The 24814-nt window shown below is 41.5% G+C and carries 24 protein-coding genes; 14 read left to right on the top strand and 10 right to left on the bottom strand.

What is annotated here, in order from left to right:
* Window positions 1-152 precede the first annotated feature (152 nt).
* Window positions 153-686 carry a single-stranded DNA-binding protein gene (gene ssb / locus QQK00_RS00480; protein ID WP_284215514.1) on the bottom strand — a complete coding sequence of 178 codons (534 nt, stop codon included), beginning with the start codon at window positions 684-686 and terminating at the stop codon, window positions 153-155.
* 390 nt (window positions 687-1076) lie between these two features.
* On the opposite strand from ssb, the gene QQK00_RS00485 reads away from it, so the two are divergent.
* Window positions 1077-1229 (top strand): hypothetical protein, encoded by a 153-nt coding sequence (locus tag QQK00_RS00485; protein ID WP_284215515.1) that lies wholly within the window; start codon window positions 1077-1079, stop codon window positions 1227-1229.
* 68 nt (window positions 1230-1297) lie between these two features.
* On the opposite strand, the gene QQK00_RS00490 is transcribed toward QQK00_RS00485, so the two are convergent.
* Window positions 1298-2674: an MFS transporter gene (locus tag QQK00_RS00490; RefSeq protein WP_284215516.1), complete on the bottom strand. Its 1377-nt coding sequence runs from the start codon at window positions 2672-2674 to the stop codon at window positions 1298-1300.
* Between the two features lie 283 nt (window positions 2675-2957).
* Between QQK00_RS00490 and uvrA the strand changes: the two genes are divergently transcribed.
* Together uvrA and QQK00_RS00500 are read left to right on the top strand one after the other, a co-directional pair.
* Window positions 2958-5798 carry an excinuclease ABC subunit UvrA gene (gene uvrA, locus QQK00_RS00495; RefSeq protein ID WP_284215517.1) on the top strand — a complete coding sequence of 947 codons (2841 nt, stop codon included), beginning with the start codon at window positions 2958-2960 and terminating at the stop codon, window positions 5796-5798.
* Complete coding sequence (locus QQK00_RS00500) at window positions 5798-6502, top strand: 2OG-Fe(II) oxygenase (RefSeq protein WP_284215518.1); 705 nt, start codon at window positions 5798-5800, stop codon at window positions 6500-6502. Before uvrA ends, QQK00_RS00500 begins: the two co-directional genes overlap by 1 nt.
* A 17-nt stretch (window positions 6503-6519) precedes the next feature.
* On the opposite strand, the gene QQK00_RS00505 is transcribed toward QQK00_RS00500, so the two are convergent.
* The 4 genes from QQK00_RS00505 to QQK00_RS00520 form a co-directional block, all read right to left on the bottom strand.
* Window positions 6520-8139 carry a methyl-accepting chemotaxis protein gene (locus QQK00_RS00505; protein ID WP_284215519.1) on the bottom strand — a complete coding sequence of 540 codons (1620 nt, stop codon included), beginning with the start codon at window positions 8137-8139 and terminating at the stop codon, window positions 6520-6522.
* Between the two features lie 46 nt (window positions 8140-8185).
* Complete coding sequence (locus tag QQK00_RS00510) at window positions 8186-8662, bottom strand: DUF3299 domain-containing protein (RefSeq protein ID WP_284215520.1); 477 nt, start codon at window positions 8660-8662, stop codon at window positions 8186-8188.
* 98 nt (window positions 8663-8760) lie between these two features.
* Complete coding sequence (gene ppa / locus QQK00_RS00515) at window positions 8761-9291, bottom strand: inorganic diphosphatase (RefSeq protein WP_284215521.1); 531 nt, start codon at window positions 9289-9291, stop codon at window positions 8761-8763.
* Between the two features lie 112 nt (window positions 9292-9403).
* A complete protein-coding gene (locus tag QQK00_RS00520) occupies window positions 9404-10384 on the bottom strand; it encodes a class 1 fructose-bisphosphatase (RefSeq protein ID WP_284215522.1) in 981 nt (326 codons plus the stop codon).
* 243 nt (window positions 10385-10627) lie between these two features.
* Here QQK00_RS00520 and mpl point away from each other — a divergent pair, with 243 nt between their 5' ends.
* Genes mpl through QQK00_RS00535 form a run of 3 tightly spaced genes read left to right on the top strand, consistent with a single transcriptional unit; the run spans window position 10628 to window position 13385 of the window.
* On the top strand, window positions 10628-11953 hold the full coding sequence (gene mpl / locus QQK00_RS00525) for a UDP-N-acetylmuramate:L-alanyl-gamma-D-glutamyl-meso-diaminopimelate ligase (protein ID WP_431307712.1): 1326 nt from the start codon (window positions 10628-10630) through the stop codon (window positions 11951-11953).
* A 1-nt stretch (window position 11954) separates the two neighbouring features.
* Window positions 11955-12566 (top strand): flavin prenyltransferase UbiX, encoded by a 612-nt coding sequence (locus tag QQK00_RS00530; protein WP_284215524.1) that lies wholly within the window; start codon window positions 11955-11957, stop codon window positions 12564-12566.
* A gap of 36 nt (window positions 12567-12602) precedes the next feature.
* Window positions 12603-13385, top strand: coding sequence for a S1/P1 nuclease (locus tag QQK00_RS00535; protein WP_284215525.1), 783 nt, complete (start codon window positions 12603-12605; stop codon window positions 13383-13385).
* A gap of 5 nt (window positions 13386-13390) precedes the next feature.
* Here the strand turns inward: QQK00_RS00535 and rraA are convergent, their stop codons facing one another.
* On the bottom strand, window positions 13391-13879 hold the full coding sequence (gene rraA / locus QQK00_RS00540) for a ribonuclease E activity regulator RraA (RefSeq protein WP_284215526.1): 489 nt from the start codon (window positions 13877-13879) through the stop codon (window positions 13391-13393).
* Window positions 13880-14082: 203 nt separating this feature from the next.
* On the opposite strand from rraA, the gene QQK00_RS00545 reads away from it, so the two are divergent.
* Together QQK00_RS00545 and QQK00_RS00550 are read left to right on the top strand one after the other, a co-directional pair.
* Window positions 14083-14607, top strand: coding sequence for a phosphatase PAP2 family protein (locus QQK00_RS00545; RefSeq protein ID WP_284215527.1), 525 nt, complete (start codon window positions 14083-14085; stop codon window positions 14605-14607).
* A gap of 3 nt (window positions 14608-14610) precedes the next feature.
* A complete protein-coding gene (locus tag QQK00_RS00550) occupies window positions 14611-15699 on the top strand; it encodes an MJ1255/VC2487 family glycosyltransferase (protein ID WP_284215528.1) in 1089 nt (362 codons plus the stop codon).
* Between the two features lie 15 nt (window positions 15700-15714).
* On the opposite strand, the gene QQK00_RS00555 is transcribed toward QQK00_RS00550, so the two are convergent.
* The 3 genes from QQK00_RS00555 to QQK00_RS00565 form a co-directional block, all read right to left on the bottom strand.
* Window positions 15715-17325 (bottom strand): GGDEF domain-containing protein, encoded by a 1611-nt coding sequence (locus QQK00_RS00555; RefSeq protein WP_284215529.1) that lies wholly within the window; start codon window positions 17323-17325, stop codon window positions 15715-15717.
* Between the two features lies 1 nt (window position 17326).
* Window positions 17327-18841 carry a bifunctional metallophosphatase/5'-nucleotidase gene (locus QQK00_RS00560; protein ID WP_284215530.1) on the bottom strand — a complete coding sequence of 505 codons (1515 nt, stop codon included), beginning with the start codon at window positions 18839-18841 and terminating at the stop codon, window positions 17327-17329.
* 161 nt (window positions 18842-19002) lie between these two features.
* The gene (locus QQK00_RS00565; protein WP_284215531.1) at window positions 19003-19770 is read right to left on the bottom strand and encodes a hypothetical protein; all 768 of its coding nucleotides are present in this window, start codon (window positions 19768-19770) and stop codon (window positions 19003-19005) included.
* Window positions 19771-20083: 313 nt separating this feature from the next.
* On the opposite strand from QQK00_RS00565, the gene lptM reads away from it, so the two are divergent.
* From lptM to QQK00_RS00595, 6 genes are all read left to right on the top strand, one after another.
* Window positions 20084-20284: an LPS translocon maturation chaperone LptM gene (gene lptM / locus QQK00_RS00570; RefSeq protein ID WP_284215532.1), complete on the top strand. Its 201-nt coding sequence runs from the start codon at window positions 20084-20086 to the stop codon at window positions 20282-20284.
* The gene (gene lysA, locus QQK00_RS00575; RefSeq protein ID WP_284215533.1) at window positions 20284-21531 is read left to right on the top strand and encodes a diaminopimelate decarboxylase; all 1248 of its coding nucleotides are present in this window, start codon (window positions 20284-20286) and stop codon (window positions 21529-21531) included. Before lptM ends, lysA begins: the two co-directional genes overlap by 1 nt.
* Before the next feature lie 6 nt (window positions 21532-21537).
* Complete coding sequence (gene dapF, locus QQK00_RS00580; RefSeq protein WP_284215534.1) at window positions 21538-22398, top strand: diaminopimelate epimerase; 861 nt, start codon at window positions 21538-21540, stop codon at window positions 22396-22398.
* Window positions 22395-23096, top strand: coding sequence for a DUF484 family protein (locus tag QQK00_RS00585; protein ID WP_284215535.1), 702 nt, complete (start codon window positions 22395-22397; stop codon window positions 23094-23096). Before dapF ends, QQK00_RS00585 begins: the two co-directional genes overlap by 4 nt.
* Window positions 23097-23160: 64 nt before the next feature.
* Window positions 23161-24075 (top strand): tyrosine recombinase XerC, encoded by a 915-nt coding sequence (locus QQK00_RS00590; protein WP_284215536.1) that lies wholly within the window; start codon window positions 23161-23163, stop codon window positions 24073-24075.
* On the top strand, window positions 24072-24803 hold the full coding sequence (locus QQK00_RS00595) for an HAD-IA family hydrolase (protein WP_284215537.1): 732 nt from the start codon (window positions 24072-24074) through the stop codon (window positions 24801-24803). Before QQK00_RS00590 ends, QQK00_RS00595 begins: the two co-directional genes overlap by 4 nt.
* The last annotated feature ends 11 nt before the right edge of the window (window positions 24804-24814 follow it).

Genomic DNA, 24814 nt, shown 5'->3' on the forward strand with positions numbered 1-24814 from the left:
AACTATTTTACAGGCAGCGTAATTATTCTAGGAATTTAGGCTACTGAAAATGGGATGATTACACTTACTTTAAGTACACTTAAAAAATGAAAAAAGCCTGTAAAAACAGGCTTATAACACTTTTTATCTACAGTTCCCGATTTATGTATTCCTCAAAACGGAATATCATCATCATAATCAAAACTTGGCTCTGACATTTTAGGCGCTTGTGCAGGTTGTTGCGGCGCTTGCTGAGGTGGCTTTTGATAACCACTACCTTGTTGAGAGGGTGCCTGCTGATATCCGCCTTGTTGCGGTTGGCTAGGAGCCTGCTGGTAACCACCGCCTTGCCCGGCATTGTCACCACGACTGCCGCCGCCAAGCATTTGCATTTGATCGGCGATTACTTCTGTCGTGTAACGGTCATTGCCTTGCTGATCTTGCCATTTACGAGTCTGTAATTTACCTTCAAGATATATTTGAGAGCCTTTTTTAAGGTATTCACCTGCAATTTCGGCTAATCGGCGATACATTGTTACGCGGTGCCATTCTGTGCGCTCTTGTTGTTGACCTTGTTGATCTTTCCAACTTTCGCTAGTAGCAATACTTAAATTAGCAACTGCGCCGCCATTTGGCATATAACGTACTTCAGGATCATTTCCTAAATTACCCACTAAAATCACTTTGTTAACACCACGAGAGGCCATTGTTTTTCCTTTATTTCTTCTTAAATACCGCAACGCATTTTGCAACCATTAGTCAACGCTAATGCTGCTTATGTTAGCGCCATAAAAACAACCTATAGCTGTTGCAGTTTTATTATTTTGTTATATGAATTTCACTTGTATAGTGTATCCCGATTTGCCTATTTTAGGCTAGTCAAATATCGTCAATACAGCCCAACTATTCATACCGACCGACCCAAAAATACCATTCAGCAATTCCAAATACGACTGTTCACTAGAACAGTCGTTTGCATAATACGGTTAAAACTTGTGACAATTTCTTGATAAATAAAACATTTAGTCGTGAAGAATCCTTCGACATTAATCGCTAGTCTATTTAACGTACTAATAGAAACTATAAGAAGAAAATTTATGAGCAAACAAGCCATTGAAGTACCCGTTGAAACTCCCACGCAAACTGTCAGTCATTGCGGCACCGTATGCCAAACACAACAGTTTTTAGCGTCGCCTAAAGTCCACCTATACATGACAGTGGTAATGGTGTCTTTGTCGGTATTCATATAGTCAGCAATGATGTGGTAATTAACATTATGGAGTAAGAGCTAAGTACATCAACTTTGTGAAAACAAGCGTTAAGAGTATGTATTTAAGACCTGCATTGCACTTTTACGATCAAATCGTTTTGCGTCCACTTTTAGGTAAAATGTGCGTGCTTCTATATCCGCACTCACGTCTTTTACACCGTCCATTTCCATCAGCGCCGTTAGTACGTCATCAACAATTTGACTTCCGAGGCACTCTTCAGGCATTTCCAACGTAATTCTGCGTACCTTTTCAACATTGGCCAAACCTCTCGCAAGCATACTTCCTAAAAATATCATGAATAAACAAGCGATAAAGCTGGTTTTCATATCAAAGTAAGTATTCATTATACCGGCGAGCAAGCCGCCTAAAAATGCCCCAAAAAATTGGAAGCTAGCATAAATTCCCATTGCACTGCCTTTTTGGCCGGCTGGAGCAATAGACGACACCATTGCCGGCATTTTTGCTTCTAGAAAGTTAAAGCCTGCAAAAAAACTGATACCCGCAAATACAATCAACCAATAGTTTGGTATTTGAGTCAACGCGACAAACCCAACAGCCATCAATAATAACGCGATATTAAACATGTTACCCATCGTTAAGGCCGTCGCCATGCGAATTAAGGCCACAAGAAGTAAAATAGACACCAGCAAAACGATGCCATAAACTTGATAGTGCGCCGCTAGTGGTTCTCCCACATCCTGCAGTAACACTGGCATTTGTACAAAAAAGCTAGTAATTAACAAATGTAATATTAATACGAGCGTATTTAGGCGCCATAAATGTGGATGTGAGAGCAATGGCTTCAATAACTCTTTTTGCGGCAAAGCGTCACCGATTGGCGCACTGATAGTATTGCTTGGTACGCCAAACTTTACCAAAGGAAAACAAATCAACGCGCAAACAACGGTAATCATAAAAATACCTTGCATACCAAATGTTGCGGCAATCATTGGACCAATAAGTAATGCAAGATAAAACGAAAAACCAATAGATATCCCAATAATTGCCATAATCGTAGTTCGCTGGGATTCGCGCGTGACGTCGGAAGCGAGCGCCATTACCGCCCCTGCGATTGCCCCCGCCCCTTGTAACACTCTCCCTAAGGTCAATATCGTCATTGATTCGGCGAAAGCGGCCACCATGCTACCTAAAACAAACATACTCAACCCGAGGTAAATAACGGGTTTACGCCCCCACCGGTCTGACAGTATCCCCATAGGAATCTGCAAAACTGCCTGTGTTAACCCGTAACCGCCAATAGCTAAACCGACGAGTAAAGGCGAATAGTCTGGGTATTCAAGCGCCGCAATAGCAATAACAGGAATAACCATGAACAACCCTAACATTCGAAATACATATACGGCAGCGAGGCTCAGACCCGCACCCAACTCCGCCGATGTTAATTTACTATTGCTATTGCTCATGCTTATTTTCTTACCGCTTGTTTGTGTTTTTAGACCTTAGTACTCGAAAATATAGGCGCGACACCCAACAAATTTTAGGTGCTTCGCATTGCCGACGAGTATTTTGGTGCGAAGTGTACTGTTTTTCGTAGCATTTTATAAGAGTATACAAGCGTATTCATGAAATATTGGGCGCGTTAAGCCCCAAATCTAATTATTAAAGAATGCGTAAGTAATGCATTAATATTTAGGATTTCTATGGCATACTAAATGATTAGATTGCTTGTCACTCGTCAAAGGAATTATGGATAAGATAGAAGTCAGGGGTGCTCGTACCCACAACCTCAAAAACATAAACATTGAACTTCCGCGCGACAAATTAGTGGTCATAACAGGATTATCTGGTTCAGGTAAATCCTCTCTTGCGTTCGATACTCTTTATGCTGAAGGGCAACGTCGCTACGTAGAAAGTCTGTCTGCTTATGCCCGTCAGTTTTTATCAATGATGGAAAAACCGGACGTAGATCATATCGAAGGTCTGTCTCCGGCAATATCGATTGAGCAAAAGTCTACTAGCCATAATCCGCGTTCAACCGTCGGTACTATTACCGAAATATACGACTATTTACGTTTGTTATTTGCACGTGTTGGTACGCCTAAATGTCCTGATCATGACGTGGCGCTTGATGCACAAACGGTATCGCAAATGGTGGATAAAGTCCTTGCGATGCCAGAAGGCACAAAATTGATGTTACTTGCCCCAGTGGTTCATGAGCGCAAAGGTGAGCATGTAAAAACGCTTGAATCTTTGGCGGCGCAAGGGTTTATTCGTGCGCGTATTGATGGTGAAGTGTGTGACTTATCCGATCCTCCCGAATTAGACTTACGCAAAAAACATTCTATTGATGTGGTGGTCGATCGCTTCAAGGTACGCGATGATTTGCAACTACGATTAGCTGAATCGTTTGAAACTGCCTTGAATCTAGCAGCAGGTAACGCAAAAGTCGCGTATATGGATGACGACTCAAAAGAAGAGATAGTATTTTCAGCTAATTTTGCATGCCCGCATTGCGGCTATAGTATTTCAGAACTAGAGCCTCGCTTGTTCTCGTTTAATAATCCAGCGGGCGCTTGCCAAACCTGTGATGGCTTGGGTACGAGGCAATTTTTTGATCCAGCTAGGGTTATAAGTAACGACGAATTATCTCTTTCTGGCGGTGCGATTCGCGGTTGGGACAAACGCAGCTACTACTATTTTCAGATGTTAATGTCGGTTGCCGAACACTATAGTTTTGACCTTAAAGTCCCCTTTGGCGAACTTGATGACAAAGCAAAAGATATAGTACTGAATGGATCAAAAGGCGAATCGATTAAGTTCCGTTACATCAACGAACGTGGCGATGTGATGGAGCGAAAACATGCCTTTGAAGGCATTATTCCAAACATGGAGCGGCGCTTCAGGGAAACTGAATCAAATACAGTGCGAGAAGAACTTTCTAAGTATTTGGCCCAACAACCTTGTTCGTCTTGTTCGGGATCTAGATTACGTTTGGAAGCCCGCCATGTTTTTATTGAAAACACAAACTTATCAGCAATCACTGAACGCTCAATATCTGACTCCCTCACGTTTTTCAACAATTTAAATTTAACCGGTCAAAAAGAAAAAATCGCAGAAAAAATACTAAAGGAAATTATCGACCGCTTGCAGTTCTTAGTAAATGTTGGCTTAAACTACTTATCAATGGACAGGAGTGCCGATACTCTCTCCGGCGGTGAAGCACAACGAATTCGTCTTGCCAGTCAAATAGGGGCGGGCCTAGTCGGTGTAATGTACGTGCTCGATGAACCTAGTATTGGTTTGCATCAGCGCGATAATGAACGCTTATTAAAAACACTTCGGCATTTGCGTGATCTTGGGAATACTGTCATCGTCGTTGAACACGACGAGGATGCAATTCGTGAAGCTGACTTTGTGGTCGACATTGGTCCGGGTGCGGGTGTACATGGTGGTGAAATCATTGCCACCGGCACATTAGAGGACATTAAGAATTGTGAGAACTCCTTGACCGGGAAATACCTCTCCGGCGTCGAAAAAATTGAAATACCCGAAAAACGTCATAGCACAAAAGGCAAACCTTGGATTGAGCTTAAAGGCGCTACGGGTAACAACTTACAGTCCGTTGATTTACGAATCCCAACTGGTTTAATGACCTGCATTACAGGTGTATCTGGGTCAGGTAAGTCGACACTTATCAACGATACCTTTTATCGTATTGCACAGACCGAACTCAATCGTGCCACAACAAACGAACCAGCACCGTACAAGAGTATTAAGGGCTTAGATAAACTCGATAAAGTTGTAGATATCGACCAAAGCCCTATTGGCCGAACGCCACGTTCAAATCCTGCGACATATGCTGGCATATTTACGCCCATTCGAGAGATTTTCTCCGGTACACAAGAAGCCAGATCTCGCGGTTATAAACCTGGTCGCTTTAGCTTTAACGTAAAAGGTGGCCGCTGTGAAGCATGTCAGGGTGACGGTGTAATTAAGGTTGAAATGCACTTCTTGCCTGATGTATACGTACCTTGTGACTTATGCGAAGGCAAACGCTACAACCGCGAAACGCTGGAGATTCGATTTAAAGATAAAAACATCAACGAAGTGCTAGATATGACAGTAGAAGATGCGCGTGTCTTCTTTGATGCCATTCCTGCCATTGCACGTAAGCTACAAACGTTGATGGACGTTGGTTTGTCATATATCAAACTGGGTCAGGCAGCAACCACACTATCGGGCGGCGAAGCACAGCGAGTTAAGTTGGCTAAGGAGCTATCCAAGCGAGATACTGGGCAAACACTTTACATACTAGACGAACCGACTACCGGCCTGCATTTCCACGACATTAAGCAGTTGTTGGAAGTACTGCATAGACTCAGAGATCATGGAAATACCGTTGTGGTCATTGAGCACAACTTAGATGTAGTTAAAACAGCTGACTACGTCATTGACCTCGGTCCTGAAGGTGGTTCTGGCGGTGGTCAAATCGTGGCTCAAGGGTCACCTGAGGAAGTTTGCAAAGTGAAGGCGTCACATACTGCTCGTTTTCTTGCACCGATGATTGGCAAAACCTGGGGCGAATAATGCAAGAAAGCTTTATTCGCGTTATTGACAATGCCCTTGCGCCTGACTTATGCGAACAAGTGATAGCTATATTTAATACGAGTCATCACTTGTCCGCAGGTAAAACGGGAGGTGGCGTCGACAAATCGATGAAGCATTCTACAGATGTCTCGATTAACCGACATTCAGAGTTTGACCCTATTCAACAAGCGGTGTTTAAAGCTAGTACAGAGGCAATAATCGATTACTTTAAGCAGTATTATTTTGCTCTCATCGGCCCGATAGGTTTAACTATTAAAGATCCGAAAACCGAAGGTGCAGTTAAACTGACAGCGCACAATTTTGATGAATTAGGCAAACCAAAACTAGCCCACCTCGTGAAGTACTTATTTAGATTAGGTGAGATTAATGCTCAGCGCTATGCCGTTGGTGAAGGCGGCTATCCGTACTGGCACTCAGAAATCTACCCTCAACAACAAAGCACAGAAGCACTTCATCGAGTATTGCTGTTTATGTTCTACTTAAATGATGTAGAAGATGGCGGTGAAACAGAGTTTTTCTATCAAAAACAAAAAATAAAACCCAAGGCAGGTACTATGGTTATTGCACCTGCTGGATTTACGCATACACATAGAGGCAACGTGCCACTGTCAAACAACAAATATATTCTTACATCATGGGTGTTATTTAACCCTGCAAAAATTTTGTTTAACGTAAATCAATAATACCAATAAGCTTACGTTTAATATTTAAATTGCTTCATGATTTTATCGAAGTCTTCGGATAGTTGCTCTAACTCATGGCTAACACAGGTTAACTTTTCAGAGCTATTCGCAGTATCTTCAGTTCTGCTGTAAATATCGTCAACATTTTGTGTAATCGATACACCTACTTTTTGCTGCTCGCCGGTCGAGCGCGCAATTTGATCATTCATCGCTGTTATTCTGCTAATAGTATCGGTAATTGCGCCTAGACTACTGCCAGCTTTATTAGCTTCGTCAACTGATTGCGCTGCTTGTTCAGTTCCTTTGGCCATTACTGTTACAGCGGATCTAGCAGCGTTTTGAAGTTGCTCAATCGTTGATTGAATTTCTTCTGTAGACTGTTGGGTACGAGATGCAAGGGTACGTACTTCATCAGCAACTACCGCAAACCCTCTACCTTGTTCACCAGCGCGCGCGGCTTCAATTGCGGCGTTCAAAGCTAATAAGTTAGTCTGTTCAGCAATGCCCTTAATGACATCAAGCACAACACCAACCTGATTGGAGTCTTCTTCAAGTTTCTTAATTACAACCGCGGTTTCATCAACTCTAGACGCGAGCGTTTGAATACTATTGACGGTTTGATTTACTACTCGCTGACCTTCATCAGCTGCCTCAGACGCTTCGCCAGCGGCACCAGCCGCTTCATTTGCACTATGTGCAACAGCGTCAACACTCGTAGTCATATCATCTACAGCCGCTTTCGCATCACTTGCTGAAAGTTGCTGAGCAGCGATAGTATTTCTGGCGTTATCCGACACATCATTTAAGTTTTGCGCTAACTTATTTAACGGTTGACTAGCATTACCAATATCTTGCACGACATTTTGTAGCTTTTCTACAAACTGATTAAACCAATGTACTAAGTCGCCAATTTCATCTTTATTTTTTGTCTGAATGCGAACGGTTAAGTCCCCATCTTCCTCTGCAATATCCCTGAGAGAATTCACAACGTTTACTATGCTACTGCGCAAGTTATGTACTATCGGGAATGAGATAGCGATGAGGATTACTGCAACGACCACGCCCATAATTATTCCTAATAAACTCAAGCTCTGAGCGGCCGTGTTTGCTTCTTCAATGGCGGATTCAAATTGTGCTTGCTGGGCGGTACTAAAATCACGAAGTTGAGACGTAGCTGAATCAAAGGAAGAGTTCATCTTTTTAGATTGTTCAGTCAATTTGGAAAAGTCTGCTGTGTTGTCTACCATCGATTTACTGACTTGATAGGCCACTTTATAATACTCTTCAAATTCTGCAATAATTGGCTCTATCTCTGCGGATAAGTCAGTATTTATCTGCGAAATCGATTGCAAGCTGTCAATCGCCAGTGTTGACTCATTCGCCGCATTTTCTAAAGAATCTTCGTCACCGGTCGTGACCGCTGCACTCAAATTAGCTTTCACATTCTCCATTTTAACTAACGCGTTGCGTGAGCCCAAAAGCGCAGGAAATTGAATGTCCCGAACATCATCTAGCAACTTTACGTTGGTATTTGCAGTATTAAACGTAATTGCAACATATATAAAGAACGTAACTATACCAACAATTGGAATCAAGAATAACTTCTGCGCAATTGATAGTTCTTTTAAAAAGTTCATACTCCACCTTAGTGTTCTCAGATAAAAGGTGATGCATTTGTTGTCGTCAAAAAGCGCTTACTGCAGAGCCCGATAATCGATATCCGACTGACGCGATGTCACCTTTCCATCCCTGTGTAGACAGCCTACCTGTGACCCAAACTGCATCATACAAGTTATCTATCGGCACCGGCTCAGAAAATCTTACATAAACTATTTGATTGGAAGGTGGCGGGGGAACGTGAATACATGCGCCAAAGTAAGGCACGAGTAAAAATTCAGTTAACGCGTCAGGATCACCTTCAAGTGGTACAACAAATCCAGGTATTTTTACTAGCATACCATCCAAAGATTCAACCAAAGGCGCATTTGGCTGAGCCTGTGTCATGTTACCTTCATGATCAATTGCTGGAGGCGGTGCTTCTGGTACAACAAAATCTGTAGGTACGAGGTCTTCCCAATAGAGTTCTTTTGGCGCTTGCGCGTTTAAAGCAAACGTGAAACTAAGCAAGCACACTGAGAGAAAAAAATACTTCCCATGCATTCTAAGACCTTTAAACATCTGGATAAAAACGAACCGTAAATAAAAAAAGCTCGCAAAGCGAGCTTTTTCGAAGAATGACAAACTAAACAAACGCTAAATTAGCCTTTAGCAAAACGCTCCGCGCTCGAAACGATTTCAGCTTTTGCTGCATCAATATCGCCCCAACCTTCAATTTTAACCCACTTGCCTTTTTCAAGGTCTTTGTAGTGAGAAAAGAAGTGCTCAACTTGTTGTTTCGTTAATTCAGGCACATCATCAATGTCTTGAACAGCATCATAGATAGGCGATAACTTAGACACTGGTACCGCAATGACTTTAGCATCTTGTCCAGATTCATCCGTCATATTCAATACACCAACCGGTCGACACTTAATTACTGAGCCCGCAATTAATGGATGTGGTGTCATCACTAATACATCTACCGGATCACCGTCATCAGATAAGGTATCGTTAACGTAACCGTAATTTAATGGATATTGCATACATGTACCCATAAAGCGGTCGACAAACAATGCGCCGGTGTCTTTATCTACTTCATATTTGATAGGCGCTGAAAACGCTGGGATTTCGATAATGACTAAAACTTCGTCAGGCAATTTTTCGCCCGCAGGCACGTTACTAAGACTCATTAAATTTCCTTTGGTGTAAATTTACTTGTATAAAGTTGAACAAAAATTATTGGCGCAAGTATAGAGAATTTTTGCGCTGCTATAAAGTAGATGTTTTATACTAAAAGATGCCTTACGCTTTAGTTTCTTCATAGCAAGACAAGCAATAATCCACTTCTTCACTTGATCCCATAATAACAGGGACTCGCTGATGTATATCTGTTGGTACGACTTCCATAATTCGGCGTTCGCCCGTAGACGCTTTACCACCGGCTTGTTCAATCAAAAATGCCATCGGATTTGCCTCATACAACAAACGTAACTTTCCAGTTTGCTCAGGATTTCTTTTATCCGCGGGGTACATAAAAATCCCCCCTCGACATAACACCCTATGAATATCCCCAACCATTGCCGCCACCCATCTCATATTGTAGTCTTTTTTCCGAGGGCCTTCTTTACCCGCAACTAACTCAGATACATAGCGTTGCATCGGTGTATCCCAATGGCGTTGATTTGAGGCATTGATGGCATACTCAGCAGTTTGCTGCGGTAGCTGAATGTTTGCTTGAGTAAGCAAAAAACCGCCATGTGTTTTATCAAGCGTATAAAGGTGCGTCCCACGGCCTGTCGTCATAGCGAGCATAGTAGACGGACCATACAAAACATAAGCGGCTGCGACCATTTGTGTACCCGGCTGAACAAATGCCGATGGATCGCCTGGCTCCATCCACTGAGGTGCATGAAAAATGGAAAAAATTGTACCGATAAGACTGTTAATTTCAGTATTTGAAGAGCCATCTAGAGGATCAAAACTCACGAGATACTTTCCATCAGGATCACAAGGGACAACATGTTCTTCTTCCTCAGACGACATGGCTTTCACGTAGCCTGATTCACACAGCGTATCTTTGATTATCTGGTTTGAAATAACATCCAACTTCTTTTGCGTTTCACCTTGCACGTTTTCAGACAAGGTCGACCCCAAAACTCCCGCTAAAGCACCTTGGCTTACTCGAAACGATATTTCTTTGCACGCCGCAAGCAGTGTTCGTATTAACAAAATGAGTTCTAGCTGCGCGCCATCTTGCTGCAATTGGGAATTAAGACGTTTCATGTAAATTGTGTTCCTTATTCGTGTTTCACATCAGTTGAAGAGATTTTGCAAAGCCGTCTGCTCCAGATGAATACCAAAGCATAGAAACCAAACACGTTTCATAAGTTTAGTCTAACTTTATTACCCTTTTATTGAAATGAGATATTCGGTTTACTTATTTTGTTCTGTTACACTCTTTATCAACAAGCATAAAAAAACAACTACATGAAACATATACATATCCTTGGGATCTGCGGCACATTTATGGGTGGTATTGCCGCGCTTGCGAAAAGCTTGGGCTACAAAGTCACAGGCTCAGATCGTAATGTTTATCCGCCAATGAGTACTCAATTGACGCAGTTAGGCATTGAATTAACTGAAGGTTACGACCTTAGTCAATTTACGCCAGAGCCTGACATCGTTGTCATCGGTAACGCAATGGCTCGTGGCAACCCTGCGGTTGAATACGTGCTTGATCGCAATTTACCTTATATCAGCGGCCCTCAATGGCTACTCGAACATTTACTAAAAGATCGCTGGGTAATGGCGATAGCAGGTACGCATGGCAAAACGTCGACAACTAGCATGTTAGCGTGGATCATGGAGGATGCCGGCTTAGCACCAGGGTTTTTGATTGGCGGCGTCCCAGAAAATTTCGGCATATCTGCACGCATCGGCAAATCTCCCTTTTTCGTCATTGAAGCCGATGAATACGATAGCGCATTCTTCGATAAACGCTCTAAATTTGTGCACTATCGCCCTCGCACACTTGTACTCAACAACCTCGAATTTGACCATGCAGATATTTTTGAAAATTTAGATGCAATAAAACGCCAATTTCACCATTGTGTAAGAACCGTGCCGTCCAATGGACTTGTGCTGGCACAAGCGGCAGAACCCAATATTGAGTCAGTACTAGAAATGGGCTGCTGGAGCGACAAACAATATGCCGGTAAAGCAAAAAAAGCCGAATGGCAGACAAACCCTGTTAAATCAGATTGTAGTGTGTTTGATGTATTACATCATCATAAGGTTGTTGGACAAGTTAGCTGGTCGCTCATTGGTGAACACAACATGCACAATGCACTTATGGCTATCGCTGCCGCGCATCACGGTGGGGTCACAATAAATGATGCAATCATAGCACTGTCAACGTTCAAAAATGTGAAACGGCGCATGGAAATCAAAGGGGTAGTTAAAGGTATTACTGTATATGACGACTTTGCCCATCACCCAACCGCTATCCAAACCACTTTAAATGGCTTGAGAAACAAGATTGGTAACCAAAAAATTATCGCTGTTCTCGAACCAAGGTCGAATACTATGCGTATGGGAGTGCACAAGAATGAATTATCTCAATCATGGCAATTGGCGGATGAAGTGCATTTACTAGAACCTAAACAACTTGCTTGGTCTATGGACGAAATCGTAGAAAATAGTGAAGCGCCGGTAAGCGTCTATCAAACGGTGGATGGCATTGTAGACACGTTGGCTAATTCATTGAACGCGGGTGATCATGTACTAATAATGAGTAACGGTGGTTTTGATAGCATTCATGCTAAATTACTTACTCGTTTGGAGAATAGCTAACATGCCAGAGCATTCGATTACTTTAGCCATTACGGGTGCATCCGGCACGCCATATGCTGTAAATCTCCTTAAACAGTTAGTGAAGCATAACTATCGTATATTTTTGTTAATATCGTCAGCGGCAAAAGTGGTTTTTGCGACTGAAGAAGATTTAAAAGTGCCAAGCAGTCCGTCACAAGCTTCTACTTTTTTTACAGAGATGTGCGGTGCCACCGAAGGGCAAATTACGGTATGCGGTAAGGAAGAATGGTTTTCGCCGGTTGCGTCTGGTTCAGCAGCGCCAAAACACATGATTGTTTGTCCCTGCTCCACCGGCACACTTTCTTCTATTGCTATGGGTGCAAGTGACAATTTGATTGAGCGAGCAGCAGATGTTGTGATAAAAGAAAGAGGACAACTTATTTTAGTGCCCAGAGAAATGCCGCTATCAAGTATTCATCTAGAAAACATGCTGAAACTGTCCAATATGGGAGTCACTATTATGCCCGCTTCACCAGGCTTTTATCACAAGCCAAGGTCTGTTGAAGACCTAGTGGATTTTGTTGTTGCGCGCATACTCGATCATTTGAACATAGAACAAACGCTAGTCAATCGCTGGGGTTACCAAAAATAACAAAATAATAAATCTACTTTACCTAGGAAACGACGGATGAAATTCAAACTATTAGCAAGTGCAATTCTTCTATGTATTGGCACACAACAAGCCTACGCATGGGGGCAGACTGGGCACCGTATCACAGGCAAACTAGCGGAAAATTACTTAAGTGACGAAGCCAGAATTTGGGTGATGGAGATTTTACCCAATGAAAGCCTTGCCGAAGCGTCAACTTACGCGGATGAAATGCGCTCTAGCCCTGATGAATTTTGGCAAAAGGTGGCAGGACCATATCATTATGTCTCAGTACCAAAAGGTAAAAAGTATGTTGAGGTTGGCTCCCCGCCTAATGGTGATGCAGTATCGGCATTAAATTCGTTCACAAGCACGCTAAAAGATCCTAAGGCGAGCCTTGAAGCGAAACAGCTAGCCTTACGTTTTGCGATTCATATTATCGGCGATTTACATCAGCCTTTACACGCCGGGAATGGCACCGATAGAGGCGGAAATGATGTCAAGTTAGAATTTTTTTGGGAGGATTCTAACCTGCATAGAGTATGGGATTCTGGCTTGTTAGACCGTCGAAAACTTTCATTCAGCGAATGGAGTGAATGGTTAGGCAAAAAGATTACGCCAGAGGACGTAAGTAAGTGGACAACGACCGACCCTACTGTGTACATAGAAGAGAGCATTGCAATTAGAGACACGATATATCCAGACGGAGATAAACTCTCTTGGCAGTACTTATACGATCACTTACCTACTGCAAAACAACGGCTAAAAATGGCGGGGGTTAGAATAGCTGCTTACCTAAATGAAATAGCAGCCGAAAAATAGTTGATTTATTCAGTTACTTCTAGTGGCTCTGGCGATAAAATGATGCCAGTGCCATCTGCATAAACAAAATCTTCTGGTAAAAAAGTCACACCAGCAAAATTTACCGCAACGTCTAAATCACCAATTTCCCTTGCATCTGCTGCCACAGGAATGGCGTTCAAGGCATGAATACCAATATCGAGTTCTTCTAACAAATCCACCTCGCGCACAGCGCCAAAACAAATAATACCTTCCCAATCGTTATCGATAGCCAGTTGGATATTATCTGCGTCAAGTAAAGCACGTCTTAATGAGCCCCCCCCATCGATTAGAAGCACTTTTCCTTGACCATCCGACGCCAACACTTTGTCAACCAAACCTCTATCCTCAAAGCATTTAATCGTTGTCACTTCACCAGCATAAGAATATCGTCCACCGTAACTAACAAAGATAGGATCAACAACGTCAATACTGTCTGAGTATAAATCACATAATTCTGAAGTGTTATATTCCATTAACTCAATCTCGATAAAGGGCTTAGGGCAACAGCACTTACCCTAGTTCAATTTTTGCACAGTGTAAACTGCAAATATCTAAATGTTTTTATGACACGATGTGCTCTAGCAAATTGTCATATTCTTTTAGTAATTCTGTCACCATTGCTTAATAAAACAACATTATTGTACGAGACATATAACGAGAGTATCAAGTTCCGCCTATGAAACGCCTCGCCAGTTTAGATCAACAAGTATTTGAATGGATAGCTAAACACACATCGACTTACGAGAAAAAAGCACTAATGTCGTTTTTCAAAGGTGTATCTAAGACCGGCGATGGGCATCTATACTTTATTCTCGCCGCTATTTTGTATTATTTAGATAAAGAGCATGGTGTACTTTTCTTTTATACCGCACTATTAGCTTATAGTTTTGAAGTGCCGATGTATTTGGCCTTAAAGCACGTTTTCAAACGCACAAGGCCCTGCGACCTTTTGCTTAACTTTAAATCCATCGTTATTCCGTCTGATAAATTTAGCCTCCCGTCAGGACATACCGCAGCAGCTTTTTTAATGGCGACAATCATTGCGCACTTCTATCCTACTGTCGGCGCAGTAGCATATATTTGGGCAAGTTTTGTGGGTATTTCTCGTATTGTCTTAAGAGTACATTTTCCGTTGGACGTCATTATTGGCATGGCACTTGGGGTATCTGTTGCCAACACCAGCATCAATATTCTAGGGTAACGAATGCGAATTTTATACGGTATTCAAGGAACGGGAAATGGACACATCACTCGCGCAAGACATATGGCTCAAGGGCTATCCCAAAAAGATAATATGCAAGTCGACTATTTTTTTTCAGGCAGGCAACATTCACAATACTTCGATATGGCACCTTTTGGGCAATTTCAGCATGCTAGAGGCTTGACCTTCATTACAGATAATGGACGGATCCAGCATCGAAAAACCCTCAGCCAAAATAACATTTTTACCTTTATTCGCGATGTAAAATCGCTCATCGTAAAAAATTATGACCTTATCATTAACGATTTTGAACCTGTGACTGCTTGGGCTGCAAAGTTTGCTGGGGTACCTTCACTTTCAGTAAGCCACCAAGCAGCTTTTTTGCATCATGTCCCTAAACAAGAACAAAGCATTTTGGACAAAGCAATCACAAAATATTTTGCACCAACTGATCATAGTCTAGGCACACATTGGTATCATTTTGGTTACAATATTATTCCTCCATTTGTTGCTGATGACTTTTTGATCCCGCCATCTAAAAACAGCTCGCAAGGCACCGATATTCTGGTGTATCTCCCCTTTGAGAATACACAATCAATAAGAGAACAACTGCACACCTTGAGTGAGTATACCTTTATTTGTTATCACCCCTCGGTAAAACAAATAGAAAAAGACCGAAATATCCACTGGCACCCTTTGTCAACTAGCCAATTTAAACAGTCACTCTTACGCTCTGCTGGCGTTATCAGCAATTGTGGTTTTGAATTATCCACCGAGTGTCTAAGTTTGGGGAAACCGATGTTAGTAAAGCCTCTGCAACGACAATATGAACAGTTGTCTAATGCATATACCTTAAAAGAGTTAGGCGTATGTGACGTGATGCATGATTTGAATGCTGAAGAAATCGACGAATGGTTACAAAATAAAAAGGGGATTCAAATTGATTACCCTTCTGACTGCAGTCAATTCATCGATTGGATAGCGGAAGGTAACTGGTCAAAATCAGAGGGTATATGCCAGCAACTCTGGCAAAAAGTGAAATTCCCGGAAGACGTTAAAAAGCGCTTGGTCAATTTAGCGAACACATCCTAGGAAAAATTCTATTCCTTATTCCTTTTCGGGCAATTTCGAATAATAGGCGCAGCGATTCCGCCCTCCCTCTTTTGCTTCATAGAGCTTCTTGTCGGCACACGCTAAAAAGACACTTTTTTCCACGTCACTCTTGGCATCTAACTTGAAGGTTGCTACGCCAATACTAACGGTAACGACAGCACTTACATTACTAAAATCATGCTCGATTGCCAAATCTTCAACTGCTTGACGCAATAACTCTGCTTTATATTTTGCGCCCTCAGCGTCGGTTGAGGGCAAAATACACACAAATTCTTCGCCGCCGTAACGCGCGCACAAATCTGAGTTTCGACCTAGGCTTTGGCTGAGTTGATTTGCCACCAAACGCAGGCAAGCATCACCTTCAGGATGACCATAATGATCGTTATATGGTTTAAATGAGTCCACGTCTATTAGCATAACGCTCAAATACCACCCATGTCGTCTAGCCTGAGCTAGGGTAGAATCCATGTATTTCTCAAATGCACGGCGATTGGGTATACCTGTCAGTGGGTCACTCAGCGTCATATTCAACAACGCGCTCTCTTGTTCGTTCACACGTTTAACATAAGTCGAAAAAGCCTTTGCCAACCAAGCTATTTCATCATTGCCAGATACTACTATTTCAGTCTGTTGATTGATGGTAGCCTCATCAACTTGTCGCTTTAATTGGATTAAACGAACAACTATTCTACGATAGATAAAATAGATAATAGCCAATGCTAAAACAGTACAAATAGCACCAACAGCAAGAGCATAATACGTTTGTTTTTCAGTCCCTCTAGCAATGCTATTAGAACTTTGGATAATCGCATCATTCGAGAGTGTTGCTTGATATTCTAAATCTCTGGCGACATCGGCCAATAGGTTCCTAACAAAACTACCTCGCCCTTTAGCTCTTCCAATAATCCGTAAAGACTCTATGCGTAAATTAAGCAGCCCCTGCTCGCTAAGCAAACGGTGCTTCACTGTTCTAAATACCTCTGCGTGCTTGCTTTTTTCTTCGAGCTGTTCAAGCACTGGATCAAGCTTAGACGTAATTTGTGTTTCTATTCTGCGAAGCTTATGTAGCCTTGTCTCTTGTTTAATTTCAGACGCTAAGAGCAGCGCATCAAACAACATGGCTTGGTTGTCTTCGTTTAGTTCATGAAAAATAAAAGATGACTGCACATATTCAATAAAAAGTGATTGTTTTTCAGCCAACAATTTTTCGATACTAATGCGTTTTGCGACTAGAACATCAAGCTCTTCCAACTCTTGCGCTAGCACATAAATTTGCTTAGTCAGAAATTCGTCTGTTTGATTGGTAAATATAATATGGTTTAAATCAGATAGTGTGTTCTGTACCTCAATATTCATCAAGCGACGAGCTGAGTCGTTTTGCACATTTGACAACGTCACAGTTGATGTGAGTAACTTCTCGATTTGGTTGTTTAATTGATAGGAGCGAGAAATATCTGGAATAGTTTTGTTCGTGATGTGCGTAAAATAACTCCCCACTTCCAATAAGCGGTATAGAGTAAAAAAAGTAAGTAGTGAAAAAAGTGCAAGTATTGCAAATTGCGCATAAATGAATAGACGGATAGTTTTTTGCTTGCTCTTGTGCAACTTACTTCCCACCAGACAAATTAACTAAACGGCCGTCAGTGGTGTTATCAACACCTTTTTTAGAACGGATATTTCGAATGACCAAATCCGATATCAATATGGGGCTAACGACATCCTCTTTGGATTTTTCGATAGAAGCCAAAATTGAATATCCGTCGCCACCGCTGGCAATATAATCAGAGGTTGCCAATCGATACTGCTTATCCATATCAAGTGCTTTTCCCTTGACCGAAACAGATATCACTCTCTCTCCAACAGCGTTGTCACTATCAAAAGTGACCTTCATCCCTGCAATTTGAGGAAAGCGCCCCTGATAGCTTTCAAACTCTGATAAACCAGACTCTAACGCCTGTAAGAGTTCTTCGCCTGTCACACGAATAACAACTAATCTGCTTCTGAAAGGTAGTTCAGTCGCAATTTGCTTACGCGTAATGACTGATTGCGCAGCGTAATTAACATCTCCTCGAAAACTGCCACCATTTAGAAAGGCAATATCAGCTTTCGTTGCCTGTTTCATGGCATCGACAACAAAATTGCCAAAGGCATTCTCTTTGGTTCTTACGTCAGCCCTTATGGTTGAATACGCATTTCTCCAGTAACCAATCTGTTGATTTAAAAGCCGGTCCACACGCAACTGATACGCGTCTACTTGTAATTGGATATTCTTACTTTTCGAAAAGGTAAGCAAATCAACATCGACTGACTCTTTAACGCGTAATTTGCTGCCGGTATCAACAACACTAACAATAGCATGCCCAGCCGAATTCAAATGAAAGAATCGCTCATGACTAAAGTAACTAGGGGCAGTCGATTCTCTAATGCGTGTGTCGGACAAAAATGCTAAGTCAACAATATTTCTATTCAAAAAATCACCAACAAAATCAAAAGGGAATGAAAGGTGTAAAACTATGATGTCTGCTCCCTGATTTCGCAAGTAACTTGCTTGTTGTTTAACGATACTTTTAGGGTCTAGGATGTTGGTATATTCAAGCAAGTACTCACTAATCACCCGCTCGCTAAGAATAGATATAAAACCTAATTTTTTATCAGATTTTTCTATAATGACGCTATCAACTAAACCTTCAAGGCCATCACCAATCCGCTTGTCTGCCGTGTTACTGGATATGAGTGGAAACGCCGCCTCATATGCTCTTGCAGACAATTCGTCTTCACGATAACTAAATTCTCGCTTGGTAATACCCATTGCGTCAGGCTCAATAGAATTCAGAATATCAATAATGTGTGAACCGCGATCAAACCCAGACATGGCACTTGGTCCCAATGACCCCCCACCATAGATGAAAAACATGTCTTTGTCTTTTTCACGCTCCTGCTTAATAAAACTAGCTAGCTCTGCATAACGCCCAGATTCACGATCAGAAATAGCAGGCATATCAGCAGAAAAAACAATATTAAAATCCTTTGCATTCCCGAGCTGTGTGAAACAGCACAAACCAAAGGCGACAATGCAAGATACATAGAATCGCATAGTTGAACAAAGAATAAAGGCACGCACGTTCGAATTGGTTTCCTAGGTTTCAGCTGAACAATATACTGTGATTTTATGTATATCGGCAAAATATGACAATCCGTTACCGTCTCTTGTTACCAACATACTCGCCTTTACTCTGCTCATCAGTTTTTTTGTCAATACTTCCCAGTATGTACAACCGGTATTTACAATATTGCACCAGGAATATTTTGAACCGACGCAGGAGATGTAAGCACACTTTTTGGCAACGATTGATATACATTTACCGGGCTTAAGTTCATTTTTCCTCTATCATCTGACAACATAATATCACCATAGTATGCCCAATTTTTCCAAGGTATCTCAAAACGAGCCTCAGTATTATCAGCCTTTGGATAGTATTTCCATTGCGTAATCATATGTGAGTCTTTTTCGACAAAAATTTCATATTTGTTGTCAGGCGTTACGCCAACATCCTCAAATGTCATTGTTAATACGTCGGCAGGCTTGCCATCCGCGGTTTTATCTTCTCTTGTATACTTAAGGGTCACCCCATCGTCATGCAATTTATAGGGCATGACCAACCAATATGAGTCGTTTATCCAGGTTCTGTAACCCCACTCAAGCTTATCGTTCAACACTTTGTCGTCTGTAATTTCTTTACCGTTTTTCCATACTTTTCCTAGCTTAGTATTGATATTCATTAACACAAGGTCGCCATCCTTGCTTTCGATGCGAACATCTCCTGTATATTTATCCCACACATGAAAGTTTCGACCAAAAAATACCCACGTTAAATACCGAGTAGCATCATAACTTTCTCTACCGCCCATCACTTCTACTGTTTTGTCTGCAATTTGCTTGGCTTTATCGTCCATAACCGCAGCTTGTGTATTTGTACTAAGGGCAGCGCTCGTTGCAAGAGCTACAACAACAAAAAAATATCTTTCTCGCAAAAATCTAGTGATCTCCATGGTATTGCTCCATCAATTTATTTAATTTACTTTTGTATATTTTATGATTATTAATAACAAAGACCGGTTTACTCAAATTTTTTTTCAATTCGGTATTCTCTCGAGCAGCATAGCAAACAATGTCATTTTTTCATGCATTCATTGCCGAAATCTCGTACATACTGATCAAATAGTATACAACAAAAATCCTCATCTCTCTTACGCTACAAAAAATCTTCCTAATTATCCTCCTTTATACGCTCTTTACACTTGCTTTTTAGGCCTTTGACGTGCATCTTTAGGGAAATTTTGTTTTTTAAGCTATCGAATAAAAATGCGTCTGAAGAAAAGGGTTACGCTCATAATGATCATGCTGCTTGTATGTGCATGTGGTCAACGCGGGCCTTTGTATTTGCCTGAACAAGCTCAAACCAATCAAGAAAATCCAGAACCGGAACAAACGTCCATTTCTGAAAACCGATTATCAGAAAATACCAAAGCATTACAATCGAATAATACCGAGGACTCTCCTTAATGGATTTTTTTAACTACCGTGACAACTGTCTATTTGCTGAAGATATCCCTCTTGCTTCTATCGCTGAAGAATATGGCACGCCTTGCTATGTATATTCTCGCGCAACGCTGGAACGCCACTGGCATGCTTTCGATTCTGCTGTAAATAATCACAAACATTTAATTTGCTATGCCGTTAAAGCAAATTCAAATTTAGGCGTGTTGTCTGTCCTCGCAAAATTAGGGTCTGGGTTTGATATAGTATCTGGGGGCGAATTGTCTCGGGTAATTGCCGCTGGAGGCGACCCATCTAAAGTTGTTTTTTCTGGTGTAGGTAAAACCCCCGAAGAGATTGCTTTTGCATTAGAACATGGCATTAAGTGCTTTAACGTCGAATCTATCCCCGAGCTAGAACGAATCGATAAGGTAGCAAAGTCTGTCGGTAAAAAAGCCCCTATATCGCTTCGAATTAACCCCAATGTAGATGCAAAAACGCACCCTTATATATCGACAGGCCTAAAAGCCAATAAGTTTGGTATTGCCCACGAAGATGCACTCGCTACATACAAAAAAGCACAGTCCTTATCCCACCTAGAAATCAAAGGCATGGACTGTCATATTGGTTCACAACTGACAGAGATTTCTCCCTTTGTAGATGCTCTAAATAAGCTACTATCACTCATCGATGAGCTTGCTGAATCTGGCATTGTTATTGAGCATCTTGACGTCGGTGGTGGCTTAGGAGTGGTATATGACGACGAAAAACCACCACACCCAAACGAATATGCGGCTGCTATGGCTGAATGCATGAAAGGCCGAGAACACATGACCTTAATCCTTGAGCCTGGTCGAGCCATTGCGGCAAATGCAGGTGTTTTAATTACGAAGGTCGAGTTTTTAAAACAAGGTGAAGAGAAAAATTTTGCTATCGTTGACGCCGCGATGAATGACCTATTGCGCCCTGCACTTTATAGCGCTTGGCAAAAAATAGAACCTGTTATAGTGCGAGAAGGCAAGAGCAACATATTCGATGTCGTTGGCCCAGTATGTGAAACCGGCGACTTTATCGGCAAAGATAGAGAATTAACAATTGCACCAAATGATTTACTCGCTGTGCGCAGTGCTGGCGCATATGGCTTCGTAATGGCGAGCAACTACAATACTCGTTGCCGCCCCGCGGAAGTAATGGTAGACGGCGAAAAAACAGTACTTGTTCGCGCCAGAGAAACCATTCCACAATTGTTTGACAACGAATATACAGTGGATTAATTACTCATGCCGCAACATCAAAAAACACCCAAAAAATCTACCTTGCAGTTTTCAAAAATGCACGGTTTAGGCAACGATTTTGTTGTGGTTGACAATGTGACACAAAACGCATTCTTTTCCAAAGATAGAATTCAACAACTCTCAGACAGAAACTTCGGCATAGGCTTCGATCAAATGCTAGTCGTTGAGCCGCCTTATGATCCTGAGCAGGACTTTCACTATCGGATATTTAATGCAGATGGTTCAGAAGTATCTCAATGTGGCAATGGCGCACGTTGTTTTGCCCGCTTTGTTAAAAATAAGGGCTTAATCAATCGTAATAAAATTACCGTGAGTACAAAAGCAGGGAAAATGGTACTTTATTTAGAGCGAGATGGCCTAGTCACGGTCAATATGGGAAGACCAAACTTTACGCCTGCTGAAGTACCATTTAAAGCCAATAAACAAGAAAACACCTATATTATTCGCGACAAGGATCAGACGTTTTTCTGTGGTGTAGTATCAATGGGTAACCCACATTGTGTGTTAGACGTATCGGATGTAGACAATACAGACGTAGAAGGAATTGGCACGCTCATTGGTCAACACGACAGATTCCCTGAAGGCGTAAACGTCGGCTTTATGCAAATTATCGATCGCAAACACATTAAACTTCGTGTTTTCGAGCGAGGCACTGGTGAGACATTAGCCTGTGGTAGTGGCGCTTGTGCCGCCGTTGCTATTGGTCAAATTCAAGGAAAACTTGATCAAGAAGTGCGAGTTGATTTGCCCGGTGGGCAATTAAAAATAAAATGGCAGGGTAAGGATTCATTGCTTAAAATGACTGGGCCTGCAGAACATGTATATGACGGACATATCCAGTTATGACAAATAGCGCATCTATAGATACGTTTTCCGAAACAACAATTGATTCCCTTGACGAAAATCAGATAGCTGAGTATTTACGTAGACATCCGGACTTTTTTTTACGTCACAAATCACTGTTAGCGGATGTAAAATTGCCGCAAGAAAATCATGGTGTAGTTTCTCTTACGCAAATTCAGTTAGAACAATACCGAGAAAAAGTTAAACAACAAAAAAAACGTTTGGAACAAATGATACGCAATGCTGAGCGAAACGAAATCATTTACAACGCGTATACTGAACTAAACTTTGTACTATCAACAAATCAAACGCTAGCGCAAATAGAAACCGCTCTGCACCATCATTTTTGCGAAAAGTTGAGCTTGCTCGAAGCAAGTATCGTATTGATTGATAATGCATTAGCAGAGCAGCTACCAGAATTACCTCAACGTAGTTTGCTTGACAAAAAACTCGCCAATACCAACTATTATTTGGGAAGAATTAGTACACATGAACAACAGGTACTGTTTAAATCAATTAATATCGGTTCTGTTGCAATAGTAAAAATTAATGGGATCGAAACAAAAGAGACTACTGTAAAAGCAGTTTTAGCCATTGCCAGTGAAGATGCATCACATTTTTCTCCTTCAATGGATACCTCTTTACTCGACTATTTGAGACAATTTTTAGCGTTTCATTTGGAACGGATACTTAGTAGTTAAGCTGAACGCAGAATAGAGAATCAAGCTTAACCAATATTATGCACAAACAGGTGCTATGTTTATTATGCCAAGCGAATTAGAACTGACTGAAGAGCACCCTGTTTATATACAAGTCATAAAATTTTTAAGGGAGTTAGAAGTTCAACGTCAATTATCTCACCACACCGTGAATAATTACCGACGACAGCTTTTAGCGTGCGCAGAGATTTTAGGCAATCGAGACTGGGCTTTATTAACGGCCCAACACGTAAAAAGAGTTGTGCATGTAAGCAGCCAAAGTAGCCTGTCACCTCGCAGCATAAATCTGCGGCTAACAGTACTACGTAACTTTTGCAAATACCTAGTCCGTGAACAAATACTCGCGCACAACCCTGCAACGCAAATACAATCCGTTAAAGAAAATAAACCCTTACCAAAACAACTTAACGTCGATGAAATGGCAGCATTGCTTAATTTCGATGAAAACAGTTTTCTTGGCTTACGGGATAAAGCAATATTTGAATTACTGTATGGCTGTGGGCTTAGATTATCAGAATTAACAAACCTAAATGTAAATGATATTTTAGATTCAGGGGATGTTACCGTAATGGGAAAAGGCAGTAAACAACGGCAAATACCACTAGGTAGGAAGACCAAAACGGCACTCGCAAAATATAAAATGGCACGTCAAACACTTGCTGATGTAAAGGACCCTGAAGCACTTTTTCTTTCCATACAAAAGCGCCGTATAAGTAATCGGCAAGTGGCAAATCGACTCAGTAAATGGGCACAAGAACAAACCTTGTATCAAAAGATTAGTCCGCATACACTGCGCCACTCTTTTGCTACTCATGTGCTAGAAAGTAGCAATGATTTACGTGGCGTACAGGAATTGTTAGGACATGCTAACTTATCTACCACACAAGTTTATACTCACTTGAACTTTCAACATCTCGCAGACGTATATGACAAGGCACACCCAAGGGCGAAGAAGAAGTGATTATTCACAAACCATTACCAAAAATTGAAGCTATAAGTTTCGATTTAGATGATACATTTTACGACAATTGGCCCCATATTAAGGCAGCCGATCAGTATTTACTCGACTATATTAGTAAGCACTATCCTCAAGCGGCTCATTATACGCGACAAGATTGGACATTGTTCAAATTAAAAGCGCTGCAGGAACAACCTGAACTAGCGCATCATGTCAGCGTACTAAGAGAAGTCACATTGACTAAAGCATTCGTTTTTGCAGAAATGAATGCTGAAGACATTCCATCCGCCGTCAGTAAATGTTTTGATGCTTTTTACGACAAACGAAGCGATTTTATGGTGTCCAAAGGCATTCGGCGTTTATTAAGAAGCCTATCATACCGTCTACCGCTCGTTGCAATCACTAACGGCAACGTAGATTGCAAAAAGATAGGCATTGGTAAATACTTCTCACATATACTGTTGGCTGGCCCAGATGGCAGAATGAAACCGTCAGCGGATATGTTTAACAAAGCATCAATATTGCTAAATATACCGCCAGAAAAAATGCTACATGTAGGCGATAACTTGGATAAAGATATCAAAGGTGCCATTGACGCTGGCTACAATACCGCTTGGTATGCAGCAGACCGGCAAATGGCAATCAGCAATGAACGTGATGCTAGATTACTGCCCCACATACAACTTAAACATTTAAAAGAACTTAAACGCATTATAAAAAAACAGAGATAAAGTACGCTTGA

Origin of the sequence: Agaribacter marinus (assembly GCF_030160655.1) — a bacterium.
Classification (GTDB): domain Bacteria; phylum Pseudomonadota; class Gammaproteobacteria; order Enterobacterales; family Alteromonadaceae; genus Glaciecola; species Glaciecola marina.

Excerpts from the sequence above, each read along its gene's own strand:
- ppa (WP_284215521.1), bottom strand. The coding sequence starts at position 9,291 with ATGAGTCTTAGTAACGTGCCTGCGGGCGAAAAATTGCCTGACGAAGTT.
- rraA (WP_284215526.1), bottom strand. The coding sequence starts at position 13,879 with ATGGAATATAACACTTCAGAATTATGTGATTTATACTCAGACAGTATT.
- mpl (WP_431307712.1), top strand. The coding sequence starts at position 10,628 with ATGGGTGGTATTGCCGCGCTTGCGAAAAGCTTGGGCTACAAAGTCACA.
- QQK00_RS00500 (WP_284215518.1), top strand. The coding sequence starts at position 5,798 with ATGCAAGAAAGCTTTATTCGCGTTATTGACAATGCCCTTGCGCCTGAC.
- lptM (WP_284215532.1), top strand. The coding sequence starts at position 20,084 with ATGCGTCTGAAGAAAAGGGTTACGCTCATAATGATCATGCTGCTTGTA.
- QQK00_RS00585 (WP_284215535.1), top strand. The coding sequence starts at position 22,395 with ATGACAAATAGCGCATCTATAGATACGTTTTCCGAAACAACAATTGAT.
- QQK00_RS00590 (WP_284215536.1), top strand. The coding sequence starts at position 23,161 with ATGCCAAGCGAATTAGAACTGACTGAAGAGCACCCTGTTTATATACAA.
- QQK00_RS00545 (WP_284215527.1), top strand. The coding sequence starts at position 14,083 with ATGAAACGCCTCGCCAGTTTAGATCAACAAGTATTTGAATGGATAGCT.
- uvrA (WP_284215517.1), top strand. The coding sequence starts at position 2,958 with ATGGATAAGATAGAAGTCAGGGGTGCTCGTACCCACAACCTCAAAAAC.
- QQK00_RS00535 (WP_284215525.1), top strand. The coding sequence starts at position 12,603 with ATGAAATTCAAACTATTAGCAAGTGCAATTCTTCTATGTATTGGCACA.
- QQK00_RS00520 (WP_284215522.1), bottom strand. The coding sequence starts at position 10,384 with ATGAAACGTCTTAATTCCCAATTGCAGCAAGATGGCGCGCAGCTAGAA.
- QQK00_RS00530 (WP_284215524.1), top strand. The coding sequence starts at position 11,955 with ATGCCAGAGCATTCGATTACTTTAGCCATTACGGGTGCATCCGGCACG.
- QQK00_RS00485 (WP_284215515.1), top strand. The coding sequence starts at position 1,077 with ATGAGCAAACAAGCCATTGAAGTACCCGTTGAAACTCCCACGCAAACT.
- QQK00_RS00565 (WP_284215531.1), bottom strand. The coding sequence starts at position 19,770 with ATGGAGATCACTAGATTTTTGCGAGAAAGATATTTTTTTGTTGTTGTA.
- QQK00_RS00505 (WP_284215519.1), bottom strand. The coding sequence starts at position 8,139 with ATGAACTTTTTAAAAGAACTATCAATTGCGCAGAAGTTATTCTTGATT.
- QQK00_RS00510 (WP_284215520.1), bottom strand. The coding sequence starts at position 8,662 with ATGCATGGGAAGTATTTTTTTCTCTCAGTGTGCTTGCTTAGTTTCACG.
- QQK00_RS00550 (WP_284215528.1), top strand. The coding sequence starts at position 14,611 with ATGCGAATTTTATACGGTATTCAAGGAACGGGAAATGGACACATCACT.
- lysA (WP_284215533.1), top strand. The coding sequence starts at position 20,284 with ATGGATTTTTTTAACTACCGTGACAACTGTCTATTTGCTGAAGATATC.
- ssb (WP_284215514.1), bottom strand. The coding sequence starts at position 686 with ATGGCCTCTCGTGGTGTTAACAAAGTGATTTTAGTGGGTAATTTAGGA.
- dapF (WP_284215534.1), top strand. The coding sequence starts at position 21,538 with ATGCCGCAACATCAAAAAACACCCAAAAAATCTACCTTGCAGTTTTCA.
- QQK00_RS00490 (WP_284215516.1), bottom strand. The coding sequence starts at position 2,674 with ATGAGCAATAGCAATAGTAAATTAACATCGGCGGAGTTGGGTGCGGGT.